The following is a 22,803-nucleotide window of genomic DNA, read 5'->3' as shown; positions in this document are numbered from 1 at the left end:
CTTCAGTCCTCGTGTATGCGGGGTGTTCATGACGCTCGATGCCTCGCGTCTGGAGGTGCCGGATATCCTCGAAGAGAATTCCGATGCAGTGAGCAATCTGGCGGCAGGGCTTCAGGAATTCCGACGCCACTCCCTGCAGGAAGGACTACAGAAAACCCTCGGCACGCTGCTTCGCCTCAACCGATGTGCGCTGACCTTACTGGAAAGGCAACGCGCCCTGCAAAGCCTGACCGAAGAATATCGCCACTATTCACAGCGGGTTCGCCACGAGAAGACACCACCGGAGCTCTTCGTGCATTTCTGCACCGAGCTGGCGGCAGGCTTCAAGCGCCTGTTGCTGCAGATCCTGAATGGCCGCAAACCGTCTCGGCCGCACATGGCCTGGTGCCTGTACATGGCCCAGCACTTCCTGGCCCAGGCGCTGCTGCGTCATTACCAGCAGTACCAGCAGCCACCCGGAGTGCTCTGGCGCGACAGCCACCTGCTGTACTGGATCGGCGAACACCAGGAGTGCCTCGACGAACCGGTGGCTGCCGCCTTCGATCCCATTCCCGCGGGAACCCTGCGCGGCCTCTACCAGCAGATTCTGCTGCTAGCCCTGAGCAACCCTTTCCACCTGACCGAAGGCGAAGCCCCGCAACTGTTCAGCGCCCTTGCCCCCCTTGCCGCCCTCGGGCGACTGCAGCCCTGGGATGACGAGGAACAGGAGGGTTACCTGGTCGACCTGGGCGCCGACCTGCCCTGCATCGGCCCCGAGCAGACCATCGATACGCCACCCCAACAACTGCGCCGCCTGGAGCTGGGCGCCCTGCTGATCGCCCTGCACGACCCCGCCCCCTTGCGCAGAGCCGACCAGAGTGCCCTGCTGGAGCGCGTCCGTCATCACTGGCTGGGACAGCCTCCACGTCGCCACGAGCGTACGGAGCAGACCGGCACCTGCCAGTTGATCGTGGGGCTTGGCTCCATCCAGCAACACCTGCTCGCCCCCAGCGCCCAGAGCGGCTGCGAAGCCGGGATACTGGATGTCAGCGCCGGAGGCACGCGCATCCGCTGCGACGGCAACCGCGCCAGCCAGTTCCCCGTCGGCCAGTTGCTGCTGATCCTGAACAGCAACGCCACGCCGACCCTGGCCATCGTGCGCTGGCGGCACCTCAACAATGACGGCCTGCACCTGGGCCTGCGCTATCTGAAAGGACTTCCCCGACCCGTCTGGCTGCGTCGCACACCTGACGCGCAACGTCACCCCGGTGTACTGCAGAGCACACCGGAACCCGGCAATGGCTGGTATCACGGCTTATGGCTGCCCCAGGGACACTTCGTGGAAGGCGAATATCTCTGGCTGCAGCTGGCCAGCTTCGACAACCAGACCATCCTGCCGCTACCGACCTCCAACCTGGGCACGCCCCTCGTCTCCCGCCATCCGCTGCGCCTGGCCTGAAAGCTGAATTGCGAGACAGGTCACAGCCAAGATCGGCAGTACGCCCGGTTTGCCGGATATCTCCTACCTATAATTCGGAACGATCGTCCGAGCCGACTAGAGCACTTCATCCAGCCGCCTCTCGACAGCCCCCAGTATGCGGCAGGCGCCACGCACGCCTCCCACTCTCGACAGGATCGCCAGATGCAGCCCAACGAGCAGCTCGTCAGCAAGGTTCCCAGCCAGATCGTCAGTAGCGCACGTATCGGCAACTCCGCCAGCGGCGGGCGCCTGGCCGACTACAACGTCGCCGCCTGGCTGCACCTGCCCGGCGTGACGGCGCTGCCAGTGACGCTGGTGGTCACCTATCGGGACGGCGAACAGGTTCGGGAAGTCGCCGTCGATCACGGCACGGTGAATGCGCAGAGCCGCATCCTGCTGTCGGGCATCGCCCGTCTGCCGTTCCGCCAACGAATCGAGGATATGCAGGTCAGGCTGCGAACGGCCATCGGCCTGTCGCGCCTGGTAGTCGAAGAGCTGTTCGTACAGGCGGTCGAGCCGCAGAACAGCGCGGCTCGACCGATTGCAACCACCCTGTAATCAGCCCAACTGGCGCACTTGGGCAACAGGTTCGAGTTCAGCGTGCGACGCCAGATCCTTCATTTCGCCCTGTACTGCAGGCAACAGGGACTCCGGCCAACTGCTGAATTGCAGACCAGTAATTCTATTCAGCCTCTCCAGCGCGCTTTGCGGATCGCGCTGATGCAGGTGTACTACGTTCTTCTGGTCGTTATTCATGGATTCACGGGCCTTGAAGGAACTTCTGCAGGACATCATTGTCCTGCCAGTCCTGTAGCCAGAAGCGTGCCAATCCGCGAATAGCCATGATTGGTGAGCCTCGCACCCGCCGTGAAAGTTTCGAAGCATCAGAATCGCCCGAAACTGACGTTTTACGTCACTCAGAATGTGACGGCTTCAACCATTCTGCGAGGCTGGCGCCAAAAAGCGCCTGTCGCTCCGCCTGATAGCGCTCCAGGGCTTGCCGCAAGGCAGGGTACCAGGGCTCGTCCAGCTCAGCCGGCAAGGCGTCAAGGCAAGGCAGCGGCCAGGGGCTGCGGTTGAGCAGGTGATGCAGGCGATAGCTGCCCAAATCGCGACACAGCACCCAGGACGCGCTCGTTGCGCCTACGCGGCAAACCAGTTGTTCGCCCTCCAGGAAGTCGAGGATCTCCTCCCACTCGTCCTCCGGCAGCAACCAACCCGCACGATGCAGATGTTCCAGACGGGTCGGCACGCCGTGCCGCTGACGATCGAAGAACACCCGCAGCACCCCGAGGATCACCAGCAGGCGCGGCAGCGCACGGCGGCGCCACAGGCGCGTCGACGACAGGTTGCAGACCAGCTCCGCGCCGAACAGCACGATCAGCCACGACAGGTAGATCCACAACAGGAACAGCGGCACCGTGGCGAAGGCGCCGTAGATCAGCTTGTAACCGGGGAAAAAGCTGACATAGAGGCCGAACAGCGATTTCGCCGCCTCGAACAGGATCGCGGTGAACACGCCACCGGCCAGGGCATGCAGGAAAGGCACCCGCGCATTGGGCACCGCCGCGTAAATCAGGGTGAAGGCCGCCACGCTGAACAGCAGTGGCATGAACTTCAGCAAGGTCGCCGCCCCCGGCAGGGCATGAGGGCCGGACAGCAGCGACAGCGAGGTGATGTAGGTCGACACCGCGAAGCCCGTTCCCAGCAGCAGCGGCCCCAGGCTGAGGATCGCCCAGTACAGCAGGAATCGCGCGACGCCCCGGCGCGGCTGGCGAACGCGCCAGATGGCGTTGAAGGCCTTCTCGATGGTCACCAGCATGGTGAACGCGGTGACCGCCAGGAATGCCACGCCCAGCCAGGTCAGATGGCGCGCCTGCACGGTAAAGTTACGCAGATAGGCCTCAACCGCTTCACCGGTGGAGGGTACGAAGTTGCGGAACACGAACAGCTGGATGCGCTCCCCCATCCCCTCGAAGGCCGGCACGGCCGACAGCATGGCGAAGGTCACGGTCATCATCGGCACGACGGCGAACAGCGTGGTGTAGGTCAGGGCCGCCGCGCTGTTGGGCGCCTTGTCGGCGTGGAAGCGCTGGACCAGATAACGGCCGAACTCGACCAGGCCCTGCAAGCGTTCGCGCATGAATTGTCCTTTGGCTGCACAGAAATATCCGCCCTCGTAGATCGCGCCGCACGACAGCGGTTCAGTCCGATCCGAGGAGGCGGTTAGAATAGCCGCCACTTCATCGGCCTTGCGAGTCCCGGCACATGAGCCAGATTTCCCTGTTCCACAATCCCCGCTGCTCGAAATCCCGCGGCGCCCTCGAACTGCTGGAGGAACGCGGCATCCAGGCGGAGATCATCCGTTACCTGGAAACCCCTCCCAGCGCGACTGAACTCAAGGCGCTGCTCGGTAAGCTGGGCATCGGCGCCCGCCAACTGCTGCGCACCGGTGAGGACGAGTACAAGACCCTCGACCTGGCCAACCCGGCGCTCAGCGACGAACAACTGATCGAGGCGATGGCCAGCCATCCCAAGCTGATCGAGCGACCGATCCTGATCGTCGGCGATAGGGCGGTGATCGGCCGCCCGCCGGAGAAGGTGCTGGAGATCCTGCCTTGAGCACAGCCTACATCCTGGTCCTCTACTACAGCCGCCACGGCGCCACCGCCGAGATGGCGCGGCAGATCGCCCGTGGCGTGGAACAGGGCGGCCTGGAGGCGCGCGTGCGCACGGTGCCGGCGGTCTCCACCGAGTGCGAAGCCGTGGCCCCGGACATCCCCGCCGAAGGCGCGCTCTACGCCACCCTGGACGACCTGAAGGACTGCGCCGGCCTGGCCCTGGGCAGCCCGACGCGCTTCGGCAACATGGCCGCACCGCTCAAGTACTTCCTCGACGGCACCAGCAGCCTCTGGCTGACCGGCGGCCTGGTCGGCAAGCCGGCAGCGGTCTTCACTTCCACCGCCAGCCTGCATGGCGGCCAGGAAACCACGCAGTTGTCGATGCTCCTCCCGCTGCTGCACCACGGCATGATCGTCACCGGCATTCCCTACAGCGAGCCGGCGCTGCTGGAGACCCGCGGCGGCGGCACGCCCTACGGCGCCAGCCATTTCGCCGGCGCGGACGGCAAGCGCAGCCTCGATGACCACGAAATCACCCTGTGCCGCGCGCTGGGCAAGCGCCTGGCCGAAGTCGCCCGCAAACTGGAGAGCTGAATGGCCCGCAAGAACAAACCGCTGCCGCCAATGGAGTGGCTCAAACCCCGGCTGGCCGCCAGCCGCGCGGTCGCCCTCGGCAGCTTCATCGGGCTGATCCTGCTCATCGTCATCTGGGACCTGCTATTCGCCGACGCCCACGGCGCCGCGCACTGGGTGCCCTGGGCGGTGCTGGCGTTCAAGCTGCTGCCGCTGCTGGTGGTGGCGCCGGGCATGCTGATCGGCAGCGCCCGCGGCCATGCCTGGGCGTGCTACGTGATCAACCTGTACTTCATCCTCGGCGTGCTCAACGCCTTCGATCCGAACCACGCCATCTTCGGCTGGGCCGAGATCATCCTCAGCGTGTCGCTGTTCTGTTCGGCGCTGCTCTACACGCGCTGGCGCTTCCAGTACGACCGCAAGCGGGCTGGCGAAGGCGAAGAGCCGAAGCAGCAGGCGACCAGCGCCTGAGGTGCCGCGCAGGAAACCTGGGCCTTACCAGCCCATGGTTTCCTTCAGGAAGGGAATCGTCAGCTTGCGCTGGGCCTGCAGCGAGGCCTTGTCCAGCTCGTCCAGCAGGTCGAAGAGGAACTGCATGCTGCGTGCACCGCGGGTGAGGATGAAGCGTCCCACTTCGTCGGTCAGGTGCAGGCCGCGGCGCGAGGCACGCAGCTGCAGCGCGCGAAGCTTTTCGTCGTCGGTCAGCGGATGCAGCTGGAAGATCAGCGAGAGGGTCAGGCGGGATTTCAGGTCCGGCAACTTCACCGGCAGCTCGCGCGGCGACACCGAGGCCGAGAGCAGCAGCTTGCGGCCGGAATCGCGCAGGCGGTTGAACAGATGGAACAACCCCTCTTCCCACTCGCGCTTGCCGGCCAGCGCGTCGAGATCATCGAGGCACACCAGCTCACGCTGTTCGAGGTTGTCGAAGATTTCCGGGCCGTAAGGCACCAGGTCCGCCATCGGCAGGTAGACGGACGGCTCGCCCAACTGTTCGGAGCGGATGCAGGCGGCCTGCAGCAAGTGGCTGCGGCCCACGCCTTCGGCGCCCCAGAGGTAGATCAGGCTCTCCGTCCAGCCCGCCTCTGGTTCGCACAGACGCTCGACATAGCCCAGCGCCGCGGCATTGGCACCGGGGTAGTAGTTGGCGAACGTTGCGTCATCACGCAGGCGTACGCTTAAGGGGAGCTGCATAGGAGTCATGCGGGCCGGGCGTTTCTTCAATCGCTTGTGGTGGGCCGTGGTGACTGAAAGTTTATCCAAATCAGAAGGATAACGCAGCTACTCAGTGCGGATCAGAGCGCCCGAGGCCTGGGAACGGGACCTTGTCCGCCCCCAGGACCAGGATTATCCGTGGGAACTACCAGTGGAAGCGCAGGGCGCTCGTACGCGGCACGGCCGGGTTCGGCACCGGCTGGCCGTTGGCATCCACCGCCGGCTGGACCGGTTCGGCAGGGGACTCCTGCAGACGGGCCAGGGCCAATTGCGCGCGCAGTTGCTCGGGGCTGGCGGTCACGTTGTAGACCAGCTTGCCACCCTGCACCAGCACCAGCTTGGCCCCCATGGGTTCGAGCAGACGCGACACCTCGGCATAGCGGACCAGGTCGGCCCCCTCGATCTCCAGCACCTGAGCGGTGGCGGCGCCGGCGGAACCGACGAAGCGCTGCGACAGGCGCTGCGAAACGCCCAGCATCACCGCATCGGCCAGCGCATCGGGGGTGTCGCCCTGGGCCTGGCCCTGCTCGCGACTGTCGCCCATCCACACACGCCAGGTGGCGCTCCACTTGCCGTCGGCTTCCTTGGCGTCCACCGCCAGCAGGGCATCGGCGCCGTAGCGCTCGGAGGCAGACTGCAGCGCGCCGGGCTGCGCGGCGTTGATGTTCTCGGCGGTACCGACCTGCTGTTCGTTGAGGTCGGCCATCGGCAGGCGCAGCGGCAGGCCGCGACGCTGGGCAGCGCGGTTCAGGGGCGCTGCGGCTTCCTGGCTGTCACCCACCAGGCTGCTGCCGTTGGCGCCTTCGTTCAGCCACCAGGCCAGAACGGACGGACGGCTGGCTCCCCACACCGGCAGACCGGCCTGGCGCAGCGCCTTGTCGGTCGCGGTCGGATCGAAGTCGACCACCAGCGCCAGGGGCGGGCCGTTCTCGTAGCCGTACTGGCTGATCAGCTGCTGCGGGTCCTTGAAGTATCCGGCCAGCGCGGGGCTCTGCAGGCCACGGCTGTCGCCGGTCAGGCGCTGCACCAGGGTCTGCAGGGCGCGGGTCAGGCCGGCGTTGCGCTCATCTGGCTGCTGGGAGGCGACCGGCTCGTGCACCTGGTAGAGGTTACCCAGGGTTTCAGCGAAGCCGGGCAGGCTGAGCAGCGACAGGCAAAGGATCAACAGGCGGGCGGTCAGGCGCATGGCGGGCTCTCGCGGAAGAATCGGGACGCCGCATCGTGCGAGGCGGCAAAGAAGGCCTATACCTTAAACAGCCGTCCAGCCAGCGGCAACAGCGCGAGATGGCCGCTGCCGGGCAAGCCTGATAAAATCCCGCGCCTCCCGCGCAGGCTGAGCGCGCCGATGGCGTGCTCTGGCCGCAAGACGAATCATCCCTCTATAGGCCTGGATTTATGAGCAACAAGCAACCCTCGTTGAGCTACAAGGACGCCGGTGTGGACATCGACGCCGGCGAAGCCCTGGTCGAACGCATCAAAGGCGTCGCCAAGCGCACCGCGCGTCCGGAAGTGATGGGCGGTCTGGGTGGCTTCGGCGCTCTGTGCGAAATCCCGGCCGGCTACAAGCAGCCCGTGCTGGTCTCCGGCACCGACGGCGTGGGCACCAAGCTGCGCCTGGCACTGAACCTGAACAAGCACGACAGTATCGGCCAGGACCTGGTCGCCATGTGCGTGAACGACCTGGTCGTATGCGGCGCCGAACCGCTGTTCTTCCTCGACTACTACGCCACCGGCAAGCTCAACGTCGACGTGGCCGCCACCGTGGTCACCGGCATCGGCGCCGGTTGCGAGCTGGCCGGCTGCTCCCTGGTCGGTGGTGAAACCGCCGAAATGCCGGGCATGTACGAAGGCGAAGACTACGACCTGGCCGGCTTCTGCGTCGGCGTGGTGGAAAAATCGGAAATCATCGACGGCTCGAAAGTGGTCGCCGGCGACGCCCTGATCGCCCTGCCCTCCTCCGGCCCGCACTCCAACGGCTACTCGCTGATCCGCAAGATCATCGAAGTCTCCGGCGCCGACATCGAAGCCACCCAGCTCGACGGCAAGCCCCTGGCCGACCTGCTGATGGCCCCGACCCGCATCTACGTCAAGCCTCTGCTGCAGCTGATCAAGCAGACCGGCGCGGTCAAGGCCATGGCCCACATCACTGGCGGCGGCCTGCTGGACAACATCCCGCGCGTGCTGCCGGACAATGCCCAGGCCGTCATCGACGTGGCCAGCTGGCAGCGCCCGGCGGTATTCGACTGGCTGCAGGAAAAAGGCAACGTCGACGAGACCGAAATGCACCGCGTGCTGAACTGCGGCGTGGGCATGGTCATCTGCGTGGCCCAGGACCAGGTCGAGGCTTCCCTGAAAGCCCTGCGTGACGCCGGCGAACAGCCGTGGCTCATCGGCAGCATCGACGCCTGCGCCGCCGACGCCGAGCGCGTGGTCCTGAACAACCTGAAAGGCCACTGATGTCCACACCTTGCAATGTCGTGGTGCTGATTTCCGGCTCCGGCAGCAACCTGCAAGCCCTGATCGACAGCCTCGCCGACGCCCCGTCGTCGGCGGTGATCCGCGCGGTGCTGTCCAACCGCGCGGACGCCTATGGCCTGGAGCGTGCGCGCAAGGCCGGCATCGAGACCTGCTTCCTCGACCACAAGGCTTACGCCGACCGCGAGAGCTTCGATGCCGCGCTGATCCAGGCCATCGACGGCTTCAGCCCCGACCTGGTGCTGCTCGCTGGCTTCATGCGTATCCTCAGTCCGGGCTTCGTGCGCCATTACCATGGCCGCCTGCTGAACATCCATCCGTCCCTGCTGCCCAAGTACAAGGGCCTGCACACCCACCAGCGCGCGCTGGAAGCCGGCGATGCCGAGCATGGCTGCAGTGTGCACTTCGTTACCGAGGAACTTGATGGTGGTCCTCTGGTCGTACAGGCGGCAATCCCGGTACAGTCTGACGACACGCCGGAAACGCTGGCGCAGCGCGTTCACCTGCAGGAGCACGTGATCTATCCGCTGGCCATGCGCTGGTTCGCCGAAGGCCGTTTGCGCCTGGGCGAGCAAGGCGCCATGCTGGATGGGGAGACGCTCCCCGCCTCCGGCCATTCGTACCGAACCTAGGAGATTCGTGATGCGCAGAGCCCTGCTGTTCCTGATGGCCGTACTGACCTTGCCGGCGCAGGCTTTCCAGCTGCAGCCGTTCGAGGCCAGCTACACCGCCGACTGGAAACAGATGCCGATCAGCGGAACCGCCTCCCGCAGCCTCAAGCAAGGCGACGGCGGCCGTTGGGAACTGGACTTCAAGGCGTCCATGCTGCTCGCCAGCCTCAGCGAAAGCAGCACGTTCAAGGTCGAAAACGACGTCTACCTGCCGCTGACCTACCGCTGGGCCCGCGAAGGCCTGGGCAAGAACAAGCAGACCGAGCTCGATTTCGACTGGGCCGAGAAGCAGGTGCTGGGCAGCGACCGTGGCGACCAAGTGCGCCAGCCGCTGAACAAGGGCCAGCTGGACAAGTCCACCTACCAGCTCGCGCTGCAGCATGACGTCGCCGTCGGCAAGAAGGCCATGAGCTACCAGGTGATCGAGGGTACCGACACCGATACCTATGACTTCCGCGTGCTCGGCGAGGAGAAGGTCCGCACCCAGGCCGGCCTGATCACCGCCATCAAGGTGGAGCGCGTGCGCGACCCCACCAAGAGCAACCGCAAGACCATCCTCTGGTTCGCCAAGGATTGGGACTTCCTCCTCGTGCGCCTGTATCAGCAGGAGTCCGATGGCAAGGAGTACCAGATCATGCTCAAGGAAGGCACCGTGAACGGCAAGGCCGTCCAGGGCGAGAAAGGCTGATCCTTCAGCGAAAAGAAAAGCCGGGCAATTGCCCGGCTTTTTCATTTCCGCGCCACGCAGAGCGCAGAGCCTGTAGGAGCGAGGGGGACGCCATCGTTATTGCTCGCGAACCGCTTGGCGTCGATACCGTCGGACACAATATTCGCGAGCAAGCTCGCTCCTACGAAGAGCCGAGTGTCGTAGTGAGCGCGGCCAATAAAAAGCCGGGCAACGCCCGGCTTTTTATTGGCTGGAGAGTCAGGCTGCGTATCAGCCTTCGTTCGACGGCTTGCGCTTGAAGCGGCGGGCGATCCAGCCGATGGCCAGGGCCGGGACGACCCACAGTTTTTTCAGCAGGACCAGCAGGGTGGCGAACAGACCAGCCTTGGCGGCGACCTTGCCGGCGATCAATGCACCCAGGCCATAGGCGGCGACCTTGTCGACGCTCGGGTTGAAGTCGACGTAGCGGCTGCCCGGATTGAACTCGGTCATCGCCAGCACCTTGCCGACGTTCTTCTCGATCTCCGGCAACTGCTCCATGCCGGCGACGAAGTTCAACACCAGCACGCCTTTGCGGCCCAGCACGCGGATGTTGTAGTTCAGCGTGTGCTCCTTGCTGTCGCCGAACTTCAGCTCCTTGGCCCAGTACAGCTTCTTCTCGGCCGCGTCATAGTGCGGCGGCGCCGCCCAGCCGATCAGCTGGATCGCCTCGAAGCCCTGCTGCTCGCGCTCCGGATTGGCTTCGCGCAGGTCGTCCTGCATCTCCTTGAGCATCTCGGCGTAGTCGATCTTCCCGGCGTCCTCGTCGGAGACGTAGCCGCTCTCCTCGTACTGCACGGTCACCGCCCAGGCAGCGGGCTCGAAGGGCGAGATGCCGGCCGGCATCAGCATGCCCAACGGCGGCTCCGCGTTCGGCGGGTTGCCCCAGGCTTCGAGCACCCGTTCAGCGTCCGCGCCGTCGAGGAAGACGAAGTTTTCTGGCAGATCGAAGGTCGCGAGGTTGTCGCCCACCACCACCTTGCCCTTCTTGAAGTGCAGGCTGGCGACGAAGGTCTCGGGGGACATCTCCTCGTCCGATTCGGCAGCCGGCGCGGTGGTAGGCGCGGGAGCCTCGCTCTGGCTGGACGTGGCGGGGGCGGCGAACGCCGGTGCGGCGACAGCCTGGGCGAGCAATGCAACGAGGAAGAGGGCTTTGCCATCCATAGGGTGAATCTCCTGAATCATATCCATGACATCGACGGCCACTTACGCTGCCGCCGGGCCCGAATTGTCGCACTCCGGCGCCGGACCTGTAACAGGAAATTTCTACGCCTTCGGCACGGACGCACAAAAAACCCGGCATTCACCGGGCTTCACGGCGACCTGTAGGAGCGAGCTTGCTCGCGAACAGATTCCCTTAAACATCTGCATCAAGCGGTTCGCGAGCAAGCTCGCTCCTACCAAAGAAAGAAAACCGGCGCGTCAGGGCTGGCTGGCGATGGCCTTCTCGATGGCGGCCTGCAATTCCGGATCATCCGGTTTGGTCAGGCTGGAAAATTCCGCCACCACCTTGCCCTGACGATCCACCACGTACTTGAAGAAGTTCCAGCGCGGCGCCTGGTCGGCCTGCTGGGCAAGATCCTTGAACAGCGGGATGGCCTCGTCGCCGCGTACGTGCTGCACCGAGGTCATGTTGAAGGTCACACCGTAGTTGCCGTAGCAGATCTTGGCGGTCTCGGCGGCATCGGCATCTTCCTGCTTGAAGTCGCCGGAGGGCACGCCGAGCACTTCCAGGCCCTGCCCCTTGTACTTCTGGTACAGCGCTTCCAGCCCCTTGAACTGCGGAGTGAAGCCGCAGTGGCTGGCGGTGTTCACCACCACCAGCGGCTTGCCGGCATACAGCTCGCACAGGTCGAGCACATCCTTGGAGCGCAGCTTGGGCAGCTCGCCCTGGGTCTTGAGCAGCGCCGGGCAGTCGGCGGCTTGCGCAGCCAGAGGCAATAACAGGGACAGGGCGAGCAGGGAAAGACGCATGGCAGTGATCCTCGAATTATCCCGCCACGCTACGCTGCGCGGCGCCCCTCAGCAACTGCCCATACCCAGTTGCATCAGCGCCAGCCCGCCGAGCTGCCAGCCCCACCAGGCGAGGCCGGCCAGCACCAGGCCGAGGCCCAGCGCCAGCACGATGGCCAGTGAACGCTTCACGCCGCCCCCAGCGCCGCCCGCTCGACCGGGCGTTCGCGCACTGGCCAGTTGAGCAGGCCGGCGAGCAGGCTGAGGAGGATGGAAATCTGCCAGACCAGGTCGTAGTTGCCGGTGTGGTCATACACGTAGCCGCCCAGCCAGCCGCCGAGGAAGGCGCCGATCTGGTGGAACAGGAAGGTGATGCCGCCGAGCATCGACAGGTTGCGCACGCCGAACAGCGTGGCCACGGTGCCATTGGTGAGCGGCACCGTCGACAGCCACAGCAGGCCCATAGCGATGCCGAAGGCGTAGGCCGTCCATACCGTCAGCGGCGCCCAGAGGAAGGCAAGGATCACCACGCCACGCAGCAGGTACAGTCCGGTGAGCAACTTGGGCTTGCTCATCCGTCCGCCGAGCCAGCCTGCGATGTAAGTGCCGAAGACGTTGAACAGCCCCACCAGCGCCAGCACCGTGGTGCCAACGGTGGCCGGCAGATGGCGATCCACCAGATACGCCGGCAGGTGCACACCAATGAACACCACCTGGAAGCCGCAGACGAAGAAGCCCAACGACAGCAGCCAGAAGCCGGAATGCCCGGCGGCCTCGCGCAGCGCCTCGCCGAGGGTCTGCTCGTGGCCCTGGATCGGCAGCGGTTTGTCACGCATCAGCCCGGACAGCGGGACGATCAACGCCACCAGCAGCCCCAGCGCCAGCAGCGCGGCGGACCAGCCCAGCCAACTGATCAGGCCGAGGGTACCCGGCAGCATGGCGAACTGGCCGAAGGAGCCGGCGGCCGCCGAAATGCCCATGGCCATGCTGCGCCGCTCCAGCGGCACCGCGCGGCCCACCGCGCCGAGGATCACCGAGAAGGAGGTGCCGGAGAGGCCGATGCCGATCAGCAGGCCGGCACTCAGCGACAGGCTGAAGGCCGAATCGGAATAGCCCATCAGCACCAGGCCGATGGCGTAGAGAATGCCGCCCACCAGCACGGTGCGCATGGCGCCGAAGCGGTCGGCGATGGCCCCGGTGAACGGCTGGGCGATGCCCCAGATGAGATTCTGCAGCGCAATGGCGAAGGCGAAGGTCTCGCGCCCCCAGCCGAACTCGGTGCTCATCGGCGCCAGGAACAGGCCGAAGCCGTGGCGGATGCCCAGGGACAGGGCCAGGATGAGGGCGCCGGACAAGAGTATCCAGAACCCCGTACGCGACAGCTTCGACATCGTTATCTCCTACACGGGTATATACCCGCTTTCAATCAGGGTCTTTCCATTGCACGCCGGCCGCCGCTAGCTCTCCAGCTCGGCCAATTCATCCAGCAAGGCTTCCAGCTGACGGCGCTTTTCCTCGCCCAGGTGGGCCGCGACATCCCGCTGCGCCGCATCCCAGGCTTCACGGCCCTGCTCGATGCGCGCCAGCCCTTCCGGGGTCAGCACCACGATGCGGTTGCGCAGGTCCTCGCCCTCCGCCAGCCGCACCAAGCCTTCGCCTTCCAGCGGCTTGAGGTTGCGCCCCAGGGTACTGCGGTCCAGGCCCATGGCTTCGGCCAGGTCGGAAATGCTCGGCTGCTCCAGCCGCGACAGGTGCCGCAACAGGGAAAATTGCGGCGTGGTCAGCCCCACCCCCTTAAGGGCGTCGTCATAGACACGGGTGACCGCGCGGGCGGAACGCCGCAGTTTGGTACAGAGGCATTGGGTCGTCAGCATGAATGCGTGTATATACCCGCAATTGGCGAGCCGTCAATCCCGGCCACGACCGATTGTCCCATCTGCCAGAGCGCCACGTTGGCGCAGCCAAGGGCATCACGCGGAGCCAGCCGTATAACTGCGGACATCCAGCCCCGCACCGTCGACGGGGCGCGCCATGGCCCGAGGTTCCCGATGCCCGTCTACAAAGCTCCGCTGCGCGACACCCGCTTCCTGCTCAACGAAGTCTTCGATTTCCCCACGCACTACCGGAACCTGGTGAATGGCGGCGAAGCCACGCCGGACATGGTCGACGCCATCCTCGGCGAATGCGCGAAGTTCTGCGAGGAAGTGATCGCCCCGCTCTACCACAGCGGCGACGAGGAAGGCTGCCACCTGGAGAACGGCGAAGTGCGCACGCCCAAGGGCTTCAAGGAGGCCTATGACGCCTATGTGGCCGGCGGCTGGCAAGGCCTGTCGCACCCGGTGGAATACGGCGGCCAGGGCCTGCCGATGAGTCTGGGCGCGCTCAAGCAGGAAATGATGGGTACCGCCAACTGGCCGTTCTCGATGTACCCCGGCCTGTCGCTGGGCGCGATGAATACCGTGATGCAGCACGGTACCGCGGAGCAGAAGCAGACCTACCTCACTCCGCTCACCGAAGGCCGCTGGGGTGGCACCATGTGCCTGACCGAGCCGCAGTGCGGCACCGACCTGGGCCAGGTGAAGACCCGCGCCGAAGCCAACGCCGACGGCAGCTACGCCATCACTGGCACCAAGATCTTCATCTCCTCCGGCGAACACGATCTCACCGAGAACATCGTGCACATCGTCCTCGCCCGCCTGCCGGATGCACCGAAAGGTACGCGCGGCATTTCGCTGTTCATCGTGCCGAAGTTCCTGCCGGGTGAAGGCGGCGCGCTCGGCCCGCGCAACGGCGTGACCTGCGGCGCCCTGGAAAGGAAGATGGGCATCAAGGCCTCGGCCACCTGCGTGATGAACTTCGACGGCGCCACCGGCTACCTGATCGGCGAACCGAACAAGGGCCTGGAGTGCATGTTCACCTTCATGAACAGCGCGCGCATCGGCACCGCCATCCAGGGCGTGGCCACCGCCGAACTGGCCTATCAGGGCGCGCTGGCCTACGCCCGCGAGCGCCGCTCCATGCGTGCGCTGTCCGGCACCAAGGAGCCCGGCGAGATCGCCGACAGCCTGATGCACCACGGCGACGTGCGCCGCATGCTGCTGACCCAGAAGGCCGTGGCCGAGGGCGGCCGCGCGCTGATCTATCTGGCCACCCAATACGCCGACAAGATGATCCAGGGCCTGCTGAGCAACGATAACGCCGAGTACGACCGCTGGGACGACAAGCTCGGCTTCCTCACCCCGATCCTCAAAGGCTGCCTGACCGAGCTGGGTCTGGAGAGCGCCAACCTGGGCATGCAGGTGTTCGGCGGCCACGGCTACATCAAGGAACACGGCATGGAGCAGATCGTCCGCGACGCACGGATCGCCACGCTCTACGAGGGCACCACCGGCATCCAGGCGCTGGATCTGCTCGGCCGCAAGGTCCTGCTGATGACTCAGGGCAAGGCCGTGCGCGACTTCACCCGGCAAGTGGCGAAGTTCGCCGTGGAGCAGCTCAAGCAGGAGCCGGCCATGCGTGGCCGCGCACTCACGCTGCTCAAGCTCTGCGCCCAGTGGAACCTGCTGACGCTGCGCATCGCCTTCACCGCCCGCAAGCAGCGCGACCTGGTGAGCACCGCCAGCCATGACTACCTGATGTTCTCCGGCTACGCCGCACTGGCGTATTCCTGGGCGCTGCAGGAAGCCGCCGCGCGCAAGCGCCTGCGCCAGGGCGGCAGCGAGTCGAGCGACTTCTACAAGGCGAAGATCGCCACCAGTGACTTCTACTTCGCTCGCTTGCTGCCCCGCGCCAAGGGGCACGCGGCGGCGATGGCCAAGCCGGTGCGGTCGATCATGGGGTTGAAGACGGAGCACTTTGCGTTCGACTAATGGCGGCAATGCCCCTGTAGGAGCGGCCAGTCCGCCCGCGAGGGAAAAGAAGCTGTTACACCGCCAGCGCCACCAGCACCGCGCACTCGATCAACTCCACCATCGCCCCGGCAGTGTCTCCGGTGGTGCCCCCCAGGCGGGCGATGAGGCGTCTGCGCAGCCAGACGAAGAGCACCAGGGTAACCGCCACCGCGAGCATGCCGGGCAGCCCCACCAGCACCATCAGCGCGGCGTTGCCCGCCAGCATCCAGGGCATCGCCCGGCGCGGCAAATGGTCGGCCAGCGCCTGTCCCAGGCCGCCAGGGCGGGCGTATCCGGTGGTGAGGAACAGCAGCGGCAAGGCGCAACGCCCCAGCCAGGGCGCCAGCAGCAGCGCCCAGTACTGGTGATTGCCGAGCAGCGCGGTGAGCGCGGCGAACTTCAGCAGCAGCACCACGACCAGGGTCACCACCGCCACCGGTCCGCAGCGCGGGTCCTTCATGATCGCCAGGGTGCGCTCGCGATCACCCAGACCACCGACCCAGGCATCCGCCGTATCGGCCAGGCCATCCAGATGCAACGCGCCGCTGATCATCACCCACAGCGCCAGCAGCAAGGCTGCCTGAAGCAGCAGGTGCACGTTGACCAGCAGCTCGCCCACAACCATCAGCAGCGCACCGACCAGCACCCCCACCAGCGGATAGAACAGCGTCGACCGGCCGAACTGCTCCGGGGTCGGCATGTTGGTGAAGTGCACCGGCAGGCGGGTGAGGAACTGCAGCGCCACCAGCGGCAGGCACCAGTCGCTGAGTTGCGCGGTGGGCAAGGAGGTGGATGCGTCGCCCGACGGCGGCACGGGCTCCTCTCGTTCGGGTTGTTCGCTCATCACTGTTCCGCCTGCTGGATTCGCCAGCTGCCGCCTTCACGCGTCACCGCCAGCGACAGGCACTGGCCGTGATCGACCACCACCTCCAGCAAACGCCGGGCCGGCAAGCCACCAGCCAATGCCCCCAGCAGGCGCATCACGCCACCGTGGGTCACCACCAGTACACAGGCGCCGGCGTGGTCGCGGTGCAACCGCTCCAGTGCGCGGAATACGCGGAGTTCGAAGTCACCCAACGGCTCGCCGTCGGGCGGAGGAAACGCGTAGGGATCGGACCAGAAACGCCCCAGCGCCTGGGCATCGCTTTCCATCAGCTTAGCTGGCGAAAGGCCTTCCCATTGGCCGAAGTCCAGCTCGCGCAGGTCGGCGTCCAGGCTCAGCGGCAGCCCGTGGCGGCCCGCCAGTTCCTCGGCGAAGGCCGCGCAACGACGCAGGGGCGAGCTGACCACCGCCGACCAGCGGCACGCCGCGCCGACGGTCGTCCGCATCTGCGCCCAACCGGTTTCGGTCAGCGCATCGTCCAGGCGCCCGCGAAAGCCGCCGCCCTGCTCCGTCTCGCCGTGGCGCAGCAGGTCCAGGCGCAGCGTCATGCCGGGCGATCCGAAACCGCCGCCTCGGCGAAAGTGGCCATGCCGTCATGCAGCCGGCAGGCCTGGCGCAACAGCGGCACCGCCAGTGCCGCACCGCTGCCTTCGCCCAGACGCAGGCCGAGGTCCAGCAGCGGCTGTGCGTTCAGCGCGGCGAGCACACGGTTGTGCCCCGGCTCCGCGCCGGCATGGGCGAACAGCAGCCAGTCGCGGCAGCCGGGATTGAAGTGCGTGGCACAGAGCGCGGCGGTGCTGCAGATGAAGCCGTCCACCAGCGCCGGAATGCCCTTCTGCGCGCAGGCCAGATAGGCGCCGACCAGCGCGGCGATCTCGAAGCCGCCGAGGCGGCACAGCGCCTCGAAGGGATCGCCGCAATGAGGCCGGTGCAGGGCCAGCGCACGGTCGATCACCTCGACCTTGCGCGCCACGCCCTGGGCGTCCAGCCCGGTACCGGGACCGACCAGCGCCTGCGCCGGCTCGTCCAGCAGCGCACAGGCCAGCGCGGCGGCGGCGCTGGTGTTGCCGATACCCATCTCGCCACCGATGAACAACTCCGTACCGGCCTGCTGCGCGCGGCGCACCGCCTCGCGCCCGGTTTCCAGGGCGATGAGGCACTGCGCGGCGGTCATCGCCGGCTCTTTCGTGAAGTTTGCGGTGCCGGCGCCGACCATCACATGCAGCACGCCCGGCAGCGGTTCCAACGGCGTCGCCGTGCCCAGGTCGATGACCTCCAGGCGCGCATCGAGATCGCGGGCCAGCACGCTGATCGCCGCGCCGCCACGCACGAAGTTGCGCAGCATCTCCACGGTCACCGCCTGCGGATAGGCCGATACGCCCTCGGCCACCACCCCGTGGTCGCCCGCGAACAGGGCGATCCAGATGTGTTCCAGCGCCGGCCGCTCGCGGCCCTGCAGACCGGCCAGGCGGATGGTTTCCTCTTCCAGCCGGCCCAGCGCGCCGCGCGGCTTGGTCAACTGGTCCTGACGCGCGGCGGCCTTGTCCTGCGCCACGCGATCGATCGGTTGGGTACCCTGCAGCCACCATTGCAAACTCATAACGCATCCCCCTTCAGCACCATGGGCAGGCCGGCGACGGTGAACACCACGCGCTCGCTGACCTCGGCCAGCGACTGGTGCAGCCAGCCGGCCTCATCGACATAACGGCGGCTGAGCTCGCCCAGCGGCACCACCCCCAGACCGGTTTCGTTGCTGACCAGGATGATCCGCCCCGGCAGGCGCGGCAGCACCTCCAGCAGCGCATCGATCTCGCCGCGCAGGCGCCAGCCGTCCTCATGGATCAGCAGATTGGTGACCCACAGGGTCAGGCAATCCACCAGCACGCAGCGCTCTGGCGAGGCCAGGCGCTCCAGGGCATCGGCCAGGGCCAGCGGCTCCTCCACCAGGCCCCACTGCGCGGGACGGCGCTCGCGATGCTGGAGGATGCGTTCGGACATCTCGCCATCGCCGGCCTGGGCAGTGGCGACGTAGGTGACCGGCAGGCCGCTTTCCAGCGCCAGGCGTTCGGCCAGGCGGCTCTTGCCCGAACGGGCGCCGCCAAGGATCAGTTCAAGCATGGTGTCCCCCTAAGATCGAGACCTGTAGGAGCGAGCTTGCTCGCGAACAATCTCACCGGATACGCCAGTGTCATGCGGTTCGCGAGCTCGCTGCTACGAAAAGCACTCTGGTAGGGCGCATGACGCCCCCGGCGTTATCCGCCGAAGTCACGGCGCCGCAACATGGCGGATAACCGCGAACGGTTATGCGCCCTACAGTCCGCACAGCGCCCTCAGCTTTTCGATATTCAGATGCGCTTCGACCTGGTCGGCCAGGCGCTCGATGTCGCGCTCACGCAGGGCGTGGTAATCGATGCTCTGCACCTCGCGCAGCCCGGCCCAGCGCAGCAGCGCCGAGCACGCGGCCGGCGACTCGAACAGGCCGTGCAGGTAGGTGCCCATCACCTGGCCGTCCGCACTCATGGCGCCATCGACGCGACCATCGCTCAGGCGTACCGCCGGACTCGCCAGCGCCGATCCCTGGGTGACGCCGGCATGAATCTCGTATCCGGCGACCTCGGCGTCTTCCAGCGCCAGCCGGCCGCTGACGTTGCGCAGTTGCTTCTCCGGCTCCAGCACCGTGCGAAAATCCAGCAGGCCGAGCCCCTCGCTCTCCCCCGCCGCGCCTTCCAGCCCATGCGGGTCCGCCAGGATACGGCCGAGCATCTGCAGTCCGCCGCAAATGCCCAGCAGCTTGCCGCCATAGCGCAGGTGGCGCTGGATCGCCGACTCCCAGCCCTGCTCGCGAAGGAATGCGAGATCGGCACGCACGCTCTTGGAGCCGGGCAGGATGATCAGGTCGGTCGGCGGCAGCGGCTGCCCCGGCCCGACGAAGGTCAGTTCCACCTGCGGGTGCAGGCGCAGCGGGTCGAAATCGGTGTGGTTGCTGATGCGCGGCAGCACCGGCACCGCCACCCGCAGGCGCTCGCCGGCCTTGGCCGACTGGCGGACGTCGATGGCGTCCTCGGCTTCCAGGTGGAAGTCCATCAGGTACGGCAGCACGCCCAGCACCGGTACGCCGGTGCGCTCCTCCAACCAGTCGAGGCCGCCCTGCAGCAGGGCGATGTCACCGCGGAAGCGATTGATTACGAAGCCCCTAACCCGCGCCCGTTCCGATTCGGAGAGCAGTTCCAGGGTGCCGACCAGGTGGGCGAAGACGCCGCCCCGGTCGATGTCGGCGATCAGGATCACCGGGCAGTCCACCGCCTCGGCGAAGCCCATGTTGGCGATGTCGTTGGCGCGCAGATTGATCTCCGCCGGCGAGCCCGCGCCTTCCACCATGACGACCGGGTATTGCGCACGGAGACGCTCGTGGGACTCCAGCACCGCCTGCATCGCCACCCGCTTGTAGTCGTGGTAGGCGGCGGCGTTCATGCTGGTCACCGCGCGGCCGTGGATGATCACCTGGGCGCCGACGTCGCTGTTGGGCTTGAGCAGCACCGGGTTCATATCGGTGTGCGGCGGCAATCCGCAGGCCTGGGCCTGCACCGCCTGGGCGCGGCCGATCTCGCCGCCGTCGGCGGTCACCGCGCTGTTGAGCGCCATGTTCTGCGGCTTGAACGGCGCCACCGCCACGCCCTGGCGGCGCAACCAGCGGCACAGCGCGGTCACCAGGGTGCTCTTGCCGGCGTCGGAGGTGGTGCCCTGCACCATCAACGTCGCGCCCTGCGCCTTCGGCATGCTCATCGCAGACTCTCCATCTGGTTGAAGGTGCGCAGGCCGTGCTCCAGGCGCTGCCAGCCGTCCTCGTCCGGCGGCAGGCCGAAGCGCAGGCTGGCCGGCGAGTCGAACAGGCGCACGAGAATCCCCTGGCGCGCCAGATGCTCGCGCAACGCGTGGCTCTGCATCGACACCGCCCACTGGAACAGCGAGGTGCCGCCGTGGGGCGCGAAGCCGTGCTCGCCGAGCAGCCCCGCTAGACGCCGGCTGGCATCAGCCAGGTCGCGGCGACGCTCGACGTGCTCATGGAAGTCGCCCAGCACCGCCTGCGCCACCCAGCGCGTCGGGCCGTTCACCGCCCAGGGGCCGATCAGTTGGGCAAGACTCGCCAGCAGGCGCGGCTCGGCGAAGGCGAACCCCAGGCGCGCACCGGCCAGGCCGAAGAACTTGCCGAACGAGCGCAGCACCACCAGGCCCGGCCGGCTGGCGCAGCTGGCGACCAGGCTCTGCTCCGGGGTGCAGTCCATGAACGCCTCGTCCACCACCAGCCAGCCGCTACGCGCCTGCAATTGCGCGTGCCACTCCAGCAACACGCCGGGCTCGATGCGCCGCCCGGTGGGATTGTTCGGGTTGACCACCACCAGCACATCGAAGCGTTCCAGGTGATGGGACACTTCCTGGTCGCTGACTTCCCGCAGGCTATGCCCGGCGCCGCGCCAGGCCTGGGCGTGTTCGGCGTAACAGGGCGAAACCACGCCGACCCTGCCCGGCCGGCGCAGCTTCGGCAGCAGCTGAATGGCAGCCTGGCTGCCGGGCAGCGGCAGCAGCTGCTCCGCGCCGTAGTAGCGGCACGCGGCCGCTTCCAGGCCGTCGCTGTCCTCGGGCAGGCGCATCCAGGCGTTGGTCGGGATGTTCGGCAGGCTCCAGGGCCAGGGCGAGACGCCGGTGGACAGGTCCAGCCACTCCGCCAGCGGTATACCGTACTGCTGCGCCGCCCGGCGCAACCGGCCACCATGTTCGAGCATTCAGAGCACTCCCAGAATCAGGATCACCACCAGCCACAGCAGCACGCCCTGGCGCACCAGCGCCAGGGCCCGCCAGATGTCGACCGCGGTCGGCGCAGGGCCTTCGCCCAGTTGCGGGCGTTCATGCAGTTCACCGTGGTAACGCGCCGCGCCACCCAGCGCGACGCCCAGCGCCCCGGCGCCGGCGGCCATCACCGGGCCGGCGTTGGGGCTGTCCCATTGCGGCGCCTGCCTGCGCCAGCAGCGCAGGGCCAGGCGGGTCTGCCCGAGCAGCGCATAGGTCAGCGCGACCAGCCGCGCGGGAATGTAGTTGAGCACATCGTCGATCTTCGCCGCCGCCCAGCCGAAGCGCTCGAAGCGCGCGTTACGATAGCCCCACATCGCGTCGAGGGTATTGCTCAGGCGATACAGCACCACGCCCGGCGCGCCGGCCACGGCGAACCAGAACAGCGCGGCGAACACCGCGTCGCTGCCGTTCTCCAGCACCGACTCGGTGGCGGCGCGGGCCACGGCGGTCTCGTCCAGCGCGGAGGTTTCGCGGCTGACCATATAGCCCACGCGCAGGCGCGCCTCGCTCAGGTCGCCGGCACGCAACGCCAGCGCCACCGGCTCGGCGTGTTCGCCCAGGCTGCGCAGGCCCAGCGCGGCATACAGGGCGAGCGCCTGGACCAGCCAGCCGACGTAGGGCAGCAGGCTCAGCAGCAGCGCGATCAGGGTCAGCGGGATCACCGCGAGCACCCACGCGGTGACACCATGGCTGCGCCAGCCGAGGCCGGGGGTGTCGCTCGCCGCATCGCTGCGCGAGCGGTTGAAGCGGCGCTCCAGGCGGTCCGCGAAGCGCCCGAAGGCCACCAGTGGATGCCAGCGTTTCGGCTCGCCCAGCAGCGCGTCCAGCGCTACCCCGAGCACAGTCAGCAGCGCCAGGTTCATGGCTGCTCTCCCCAATGGTTCTCGAATACCAGCTCGCTCAGCGGACGCGGCTGACGCCAACCCTCCAGGGCTAGCATGGGCGCCGGGTAGAACTGTTCCACCGGGCCAAGGCAGATCACCGCCACCGCCTCGGCACCGGCGGGCAGCCCCAGCAATTCGCCCAATGCGGCCGGGTCGAACAGCGAAACCCAGCCCATCCCCAGACCTTCCGCGCGGGACGCCAGCCAGAGGTTCTGAATGGCGCAGGACAGCGACGCCAGGTCCATCTGCGGCAGGGTGCGGCGGCCGAAGACATGGGCCTCGCGGCCTTCCATCAGGGCGGCCACCAGCAGCTCGGCGCAGTCGAGCACGCCCTCCACTTTCAGCCGCATGAATTCACTGGAGCGCTCGCCCAACGCCTCGGCGGTGCGCAGGCGCTCCTCATCCACCAGGCGGTGGATCGCCTGGCGCAACTCCGGCCGGGTGATGCGCAGGAAGCGCCAGGGCTGCATCAGGCCGACGCTGGGCGCCTGGTGCGCAGCCTCCAGCAGGCGGGCGAGCAGCTCGGGCGCCACCTCGCCGCCGCTGAAGTGGCGCATGTCGCGGCGCTCGGCGATGGCGCGGTAGAGCGCGGCGCGCTCCTCGGGACTGTAGGCGTGGTCGGTCATCG

At 67.0% G+C, this 22,803-nt stretch carries 26 protein-coding genes; 9 read left to right on the top strand and 17 right to left on the bottom strand.

The annotated features are described in order from the left end of the window. Positions 1 to 28: 28 nt before the first annotated feature. Positions 29 to 1,438, top strand: coding sequence for a PilZ domain-containing protein (locus ACAW63_RS12455; protein ID WP_371234020.1), 1,410 nt, complete (start codon positions 29 to 31; stop codon positions 1,436 to 1,438). A 183-nt stretch (positions 1,439 to 1,621) separates the two neighbouring features. Next, complete coding sequence (locus tag ACAW63_RS12450) at positions 1,622 to 2,017, top strand: hypothetical protein (protein ID WP_371234019.1); 396 nt, start codon at positions 1,622 to 1,624, stop codon at positions 2,015 to 2,017. Here ACAW63_RS12450 and ACAW63_RS12445 read toward each other — a convergent pair whose 3' ends face one another. Beyond that, on the bottom strand, positions 2,018 to 2,215 hold the full coding sequence (locus ACAW63_RS12445; RefSeq protein WP_371234017.1) for a hypothetical protein: 198 nt from the start codon (positions 2,213 to 2,215) through the stop codon (positions 2,018 to 2,020). It abuts the gene before it with no gap. A gap of 157 nt (positions 2,216 to 2,372) precedes the next feature. Next, positions 2,373 to 3,602 carry a YihY family inner membrane protein gene (locus ACAW63_RS12440; RefSeq protein ID WP_371234014.1) on the bottom strand — a complete coding sequence of 410 codons (1,230 nt, stop codon included), beginning with the start codon at positions 3,600 to 3,602 and terminating at the stop codon, positions 2,373 to 2,375. Positions 3,603 to 3,727: 125 nt separating this feature from the next. On the opposite strand from ACAW63_RS12440, the gene arsC reads away from it, so the two are divergent. From arsC to ACAW63_RS12425, 3 genes are read left to right on the top strand one after another with little or no spacing between them, the layout of a single operon-like run. Continuing rightward, the gene (arsC, locus tag ACAW63_RS12435) at positions 3,728 to 4,081 is read left to right on the top strand and encodes an arsenate reductase (glutaredoxin) (RefSeq protein ID WP_371234013.1); all 354 of its coding nucleotides are present in this window, start codon (positions 3,728 to 3,730) and stop codon (positions 4,079 to 4,081) included. Continuing rightward, on the top strand, positions 4,078 to 4,674 hold the full coding sequence (gene wrbA / locus ACAW63_RS12430; protein WP_275610757.1) for an NAD(P)H:quinone oxidoreductase: 597 nt from the start codon (positions 4,078 to 4,080) through the stop codon (positions 4,672 to 4,674). The genes arsC and wrbA overlap by 4 nt, the downstream gene beginning before the upstream one ends. Beyond that, positions 4,675 to 5,124 (top strand): DUF2069 domain-containing protein, encoded by a 450-nt coding sequence (locus tag ACAW63_RS12425; protein WP_371234011.1) that lies wholly within the window; start codon positions 4,675 to 4,677, stop codon positions 5,122 to 5,124. A 24-nt stretch (positions 5,125 to 5,148) separates the two neighbouring features. On the opposite strand, the gene hda is transcribed toward ACAW63_RS12425, so the two are convergent. Both hda and ACAW63_RS12415 read right to left on the bottom strand, forming a co-directional pair. Continuing rightward, positions 5,149 to 5,853, bottom strand: a complete 705-nt coding sequence (gene hda, locus ACAW63_RS12420) for a DnaA regulatory inactivator Hda (RefSeq protein ID WP_152221526.1) — start codon at positions 5,851 to 5,853, stop codon at positions 5,149 to 5,151. Between the two features lie 157 nt (positions 5,854 to 6,010). Beyond that, on the bottom strand, positions 6,011 to 7,051 hold the full coding sequence (locus ACAW63_RS12415; protein WP_371234009.1) for a DUF2066 domain-containing protein: 1,041 nt from the start codon (positions 7,049 to 7,051) through the stop codon (positions 6,011 to 6,013). A gap of 209 nt (positions 7,052 to 7,260) precedes the next feature. Between ACAW63_RS12415 and purM the strand changes: the two genes are divergently transcribed. Genes purM through ACAW63_RS12400 form a run of 3 tightly spaced genes read left to right on the top strand, consistent with a single transcriptional unit; the run spans position 7,261 to position 9,699 of the window. Next, positions 7,261 to 8,322: a phosphoribosylformylglycinamidine cyclo-ligase gene (purM, locus tag ACAW63_RS12410; protein ID WP_371234007.1), complete on the top strand. Its 1,062-nt coding sequence runs from the start codon at positions 7,261 to 7,263 to the stop codon at positions 8,320 to 8,322. Further along, complete coding sequence (gene purN / locus ACAW63_RS12405; protein ID WP_275610753.1) at positions 8,322 to 8,972, top strand: phosphoribosylglycinamide formyltransferase; 651 nt, start codon at positions 8,322 to 8,324, stop codon at positions 8,970 to 8,972. Before purM ends, purN begins: the two co-directional genes overlap by 1 nt. Positions 8,973 to 8,982: 10 nt before the next feature. Then, entirely contained in the window at positions 8,983 to 9,699 is a 717-nt protein-coding gene (locus ACAW63_RS12400) for a DUF3108 domain-containing protein (RefSeq protein ID WP_371234005.1), read from the top strand. Between the two features lie 249 nt (positions 9,700 to 9,948). Here the strand turns inward: ACAW63_RS12400 and ACAW63_RS12395 are convergent, their stop codons facing one another. The 5 genes from ACAW63_RS12395 to ACAW63_RS12375 form a co-directional block, all read right to left on the bottom strand. Then, complete coding sequence (locus ACAW63_RS12395; protein ID WP_371234004.1) at positions 9,949 to 10,881, bottom strand: DUF2167 domain-containing protein; 933 nt, start codon at positions 10,879 to 10,881, stop codon at positions 9,949 to 9,951. Between the two features lie 258 nt (positions 10,882 to 11,139). Further along, complete coding sequence (locus ACAW63_RS12390; protein WP_371234002.1) at positions 11,140 to 11,691, bottom strand: glutathione peroxidase; 552 nt, start codon at positions 11,689 to 11,691, stop codon at positions 11,140 to 11,142. A 48-nt stretch (positions 11,692 to 11,739) separates the two neighbouring features. Continuing rightward, entirely contained in the window at positions 11,740 to 11,862 is a 123-nt protein-coding gene (locus tag ACAW63_RS12385) for a hypothetical protein (protein WP_371234835.1), read from the bottom strand. Then, complete coding sequence (locus ACAW63_RS12380) at positions 11,859 to 13,052, bottom strand: MFS transporter (protein ID WP_371234657.1); 1,194 nt, start codon at positions 13,050 to 13,052, stop codon at positions 11,859 to 11,861. The genes ACAW63_RS12385 and ACAW63_RS12380 overlap by 4 nt, the downstream gene beginning before the upstream one ends. Before the next feature lie 75 nt (positions 13,053 to 13,127). Next, positions 13,128 to 13,544: a MarR family winged helix-turn-helix transcriptional regulator gene (locus ACAW63_RS12375; RefSeq protein ID WP_275610749.1), complete on the bottom strand. Its 417-nt coding sequence runs from the start codon at positions 13,542 to 13,544 to the stop codon at positions 13,128 to 13,130. Positions 13,545 to 13,718: 174 nt separating this feature from the next. Between ACAW63_RS12375 and ACAW63_RS12370 the strand changes: the two genes are divergently transcribed. Then, positions 13,719 to 15,539 (top strand): acyl-CoA dehydrogenase C-terminal domain-containing protein, encoded by a 1,821-nt coding sequence (locus ACAW63_RS12370; RefSeq protein ID WP_371234000.1) that lies wholly within the window; start codon positions 13,719 to 13,721, stop codon positions 15,537 to 15,539. 55 nt (positions 15,540 to 15,594) lie between these two features. On the opposite strand, the gene ACAW63_RS12365 is transcribed toward ACAW63_RS12370, so the two are convergent. From ACAW63_RS12365 to bluB, 8 genes are all read right to left on the bottom strand, one after another. After that, the gene (locus ACAW63_RS12365) at positions 15,595 to 16,260 is read right to left on the bottom strand and encodes an adenosylcobinamide-GDP ribazoletransferase (RefSeq protein WP_371234656.1); all 666 of its coding nucleotides are present in this window, start codon (positions 16,258 to 16,260) and stop codon (positions 15,595 to 15,597) included. Positions 16,261 to 16,403: 143 nt separating this feature from the next. Next, positions 16,404 to 16,991, bottom strand: coding sequence for an alpha-ribazole phosphatase family protein (gene cobC / locus ACAW63_RS12360; RefSeq protein WP_371233999.1), 588 nt, complete (start codon positions 16,989 to 16,991; stop codon positions 16,404 to 16,406). After that, on the bottom strand, positions 16,988 to 18,043 hold the full coding sequence (gene cobT, locus ACAW63_RS12355; protein ID WP_371233997.1) for a nicotinate-nucleotide--dimethylbenzimidazole phosphoribosyltransferase: 1,056 nt from the start codon (positions 18,041 to 18,043) through the stop codon (positions 16,988 to 16,990). Before cobT ends, cobC begins: the two co-directional genes overlap by 4 nt. Next, positions 18,040 to 18,561: a bifunctional adenosylcobinamide kinase/adenosylcobinamide-phosphate guanylyltransferase gene (gene cobU / locus ACAW63_RS12350; RefSeq protein ID WP_371233995.1), complete on the bottom strand. Its 522-nt coding sequence runs from the start codon at positions 18,559 to 18,561 to the stop codon at positions 18,040 to 18,042. Before cobU ends, cobT begins: the two co-directional genes overlap by 4 nt. Positions 18,562 to 18,753: 192 nt before the next feature. After that, positions 18,754 to 20,220, bottom strand: a complete 1,467-nt coding sequence (locus ACAW63_RS12345) for a cobyric acid synthase (RefSeq protein ID WP_371234655.1) — start codon at positions 20,218 to 20,220, stop codon at positions 18,754 to 18,756. A 2-nt stretch (positions 20,221 to 20,222) separates the two neighbouring features. Then, the gene (cobD, locus tag ACAW63_RS12340) at positions 20,223 to 21,224 is read right to left on the bottom strand and encodes a threonine-phosphate decarboxylase CobD (RefSeq protein WP_371233993.1); all 1,002 of its coding nucleotides are present in this window, start codon (positions 21,222 to 21,224) and stop codon (positions 20,223 to 20,225) included. Continuing rightward, positions 21,225 to 22,154, bottom strand: a complete 930-nt coding sequence (gene cbiB / locus ACAW63_RS12335; RefSeq protein ID WP_371233991.1) for an adenosylcobinamide-phosphate synthase CbiB — start codon at positions 22,152 to 22,154, stop codon at positions 21,225 to 21,227. Next, positions 22,151 to 22,801, bottom strand: coding sequence for a 5,6-dimethylbenzimidazole synthase (bluB, locus tag ACAW63_RS12330; protein WP_371233989.1), 651 nt, complete (start codon positions 22,799 to 22,801; stop codon positions 22,151 to 22,153). Before bluB ends, cbiB begins: the two co-directional genes overlap by 4 nt. Between the last annotated feature and the right edge of the window lie 2 nt (positions 22,802 to 22,803).

This window comes from Pseudomonas sp. QE6, assembly GCF_041379005.1.
Classification (GTDB): Bacteria; Pseudomonadota; Gammaproteobacteria; order Pseudomonadales; family Pseudomonadaceae; genus Pseudomonas.
Note: the sequence above shows the minus strand (reverse complement) of the source record. Positions and strands in the feature narration are given on the sequence as shown.

Excerpts from the sequence above, each read along its gene's own strand:
- ACAW63_RS12455 (WP_371234020.1), top strand. The coding sequence starts at position 29 with ATGACGCTCGATGCCTCGCGTCTGGAGGTGCCGGATATCCTCGAAGAG.
- ACAW63_RS12450 (WP_371234019.1), top strand. The coding sequence starts at position 1,622 with ATGCAGCCCAACGAGCAGCTCGTCAGCAAGGTTCCCAGCCAGATCGTC.
- ACAW63_RS12445 (WP_371234017.1), bottom strand. The coding sequence starts at position 2,215 with ATGAATAACGACCAGAAGAACGTAGTACACCTGCATCAGCGCGATCCG.
- ACAW63_RS12440 (WP_371234014.1), bottom strand. The coding sequence starts at position 3,602 with ATGCGCGAACGCTTGCAGGGCCTGGTCGAGTTCGGCCGTTATCTGGTC.
- arsC (WP_371234013.1), top strand. The coding sequence starts at position 3,728 with ATGAGCCAGATTTCCCTGTTCCACAATCCCCGCTGCTCGAAATCCCGC.
- ACAW63_RS12425 (WP_371234011.1), top strand. The coding sequence starts at position 4,675 with ATGGCCCGCAAGAACAAACCGCTGCCGCCAATGGAGTGGCTCAAACCC.
- hda (WP_152221526.1), bottom strand. The coding sequence starts at position 5,853 with ATGACTCCTATGCAGCTCCCCTTAAGCGTACGCCTGCGTGATGACGCA.
- ACAW63_RS12415 (WP_371234009.1), bottom strand. The coding sequence starts at position 7,051 with ATGCGCCTGACCGCCCGCCTGTTGATCCTTTGCCTGTCGCTGCTCAGC.
- purM (WP_371234007.1), top strand. The coding sequence starts at position 7,261 with ATGAGCAACAAGCAACCCTCGTTGAGCTACAAGGACGCCGGTGTGGAC.
- purN (WP_275610753.1), top strand. The coding sequence starts at position 8,322 with ATGTCCACACCTTGCAATGTCGTGGTGCTGATTTCCGGCTCCGGCAGC.
- ACAW63_RS12400 (WP_371234005.1), top strand. The coding sequence starts at position 8,983 with ATGCGCAGAGCCCTGCTGTTCCTGATGGCCGTACTGACCTTGCCGGCG.
- ACAW63_RS12395 (WP_371234004.1), bottom strand. The coding sequence starts at position 10,881 with ATGGATGGCAAAGCCCTCTTCCTCGTTGCATTGCTCGCCCAGGCTGTC.
- ACAW63_RS12390 (WP_371234002.1), bottom strand. The coding sequence starts at position 11,691 with ATGCGTCTTTCCCTGCTCGCCCTGTCCCTGTTATTGCCTCTGGCTGCG.
- ACAW63_RS12375 (WP_275610749.1), bottom strand. The coding sequence starts at position 13,544 with ATGCTGACGACCCAATGCCTCTGTACCAAACTGCGGCGTTCCGCCCGC.
- ACAW63_RS12370 (WP_371234000.1), top strand. The coding sequence starts at position 13,719 with ATGCCCGTCTACAAAGCTCCGCTGCGCGACACCCGCTTCCTGCTCAAC.
- ACAW63_RS12365 (WP_371234656.1), bottom strand. The coding sequence starts at position 16,260 with ATGCCGACCCCGGAGCAGTTCGGCCGGTCGACGCTGTTCTATCCGCTG.
- cobC (WP_371233999.1), bottom strand. The coding sequence starts at position 16,991 with ATGACGCTGCGCCTGGACCTGCTGCGCCACGGCGAGACGGAGCAGGGC.
- cobT (WP_371233997.1), bottom strand. The coding sequence starts at position 18,043 with ATGAGTTTGCAATGGTGGCTGCAGGGTACCCAACCGATCGATCGCGTG.
- cobU (WP_371233995.1), bottom strand. The coding sequence starts at position 18,561 with ATGCTTGAACTGATCCTTGGCGGCGCCCGTTCGGGCAAGAGCCGCCTG.
- ACAW63_RS12345 (WP_371234655.1), bottom strand. The coding sequence starts at position 20,220 with ATGCCGAAGGCGCAGGGCGCGACGTTGATGGTGCAGGGCACCACCTCC.
- cobD (WP_371233993.1), bottom strand. The coding sequence starts at position 21,224 with ATGCTCGAACATGGTGGCCGGTTGCGCCGGGCGGCGCAGCAGTACGGT.
- cbiB (WP_371233991.1), bottom strand. The coding sequence starts at position 22,154 with ATGAACCTGGCGCTGCTGACTGTGCTCGGGGTAGCGCTGGACGCGCTG.
- bluB (WP_371233989.1), bottom strand. The coding sequence starts at position 22,801 with ATGACCGACCACGCCTACAGTCCCGAGGAGCGCGCCGCGCTCTACCGC.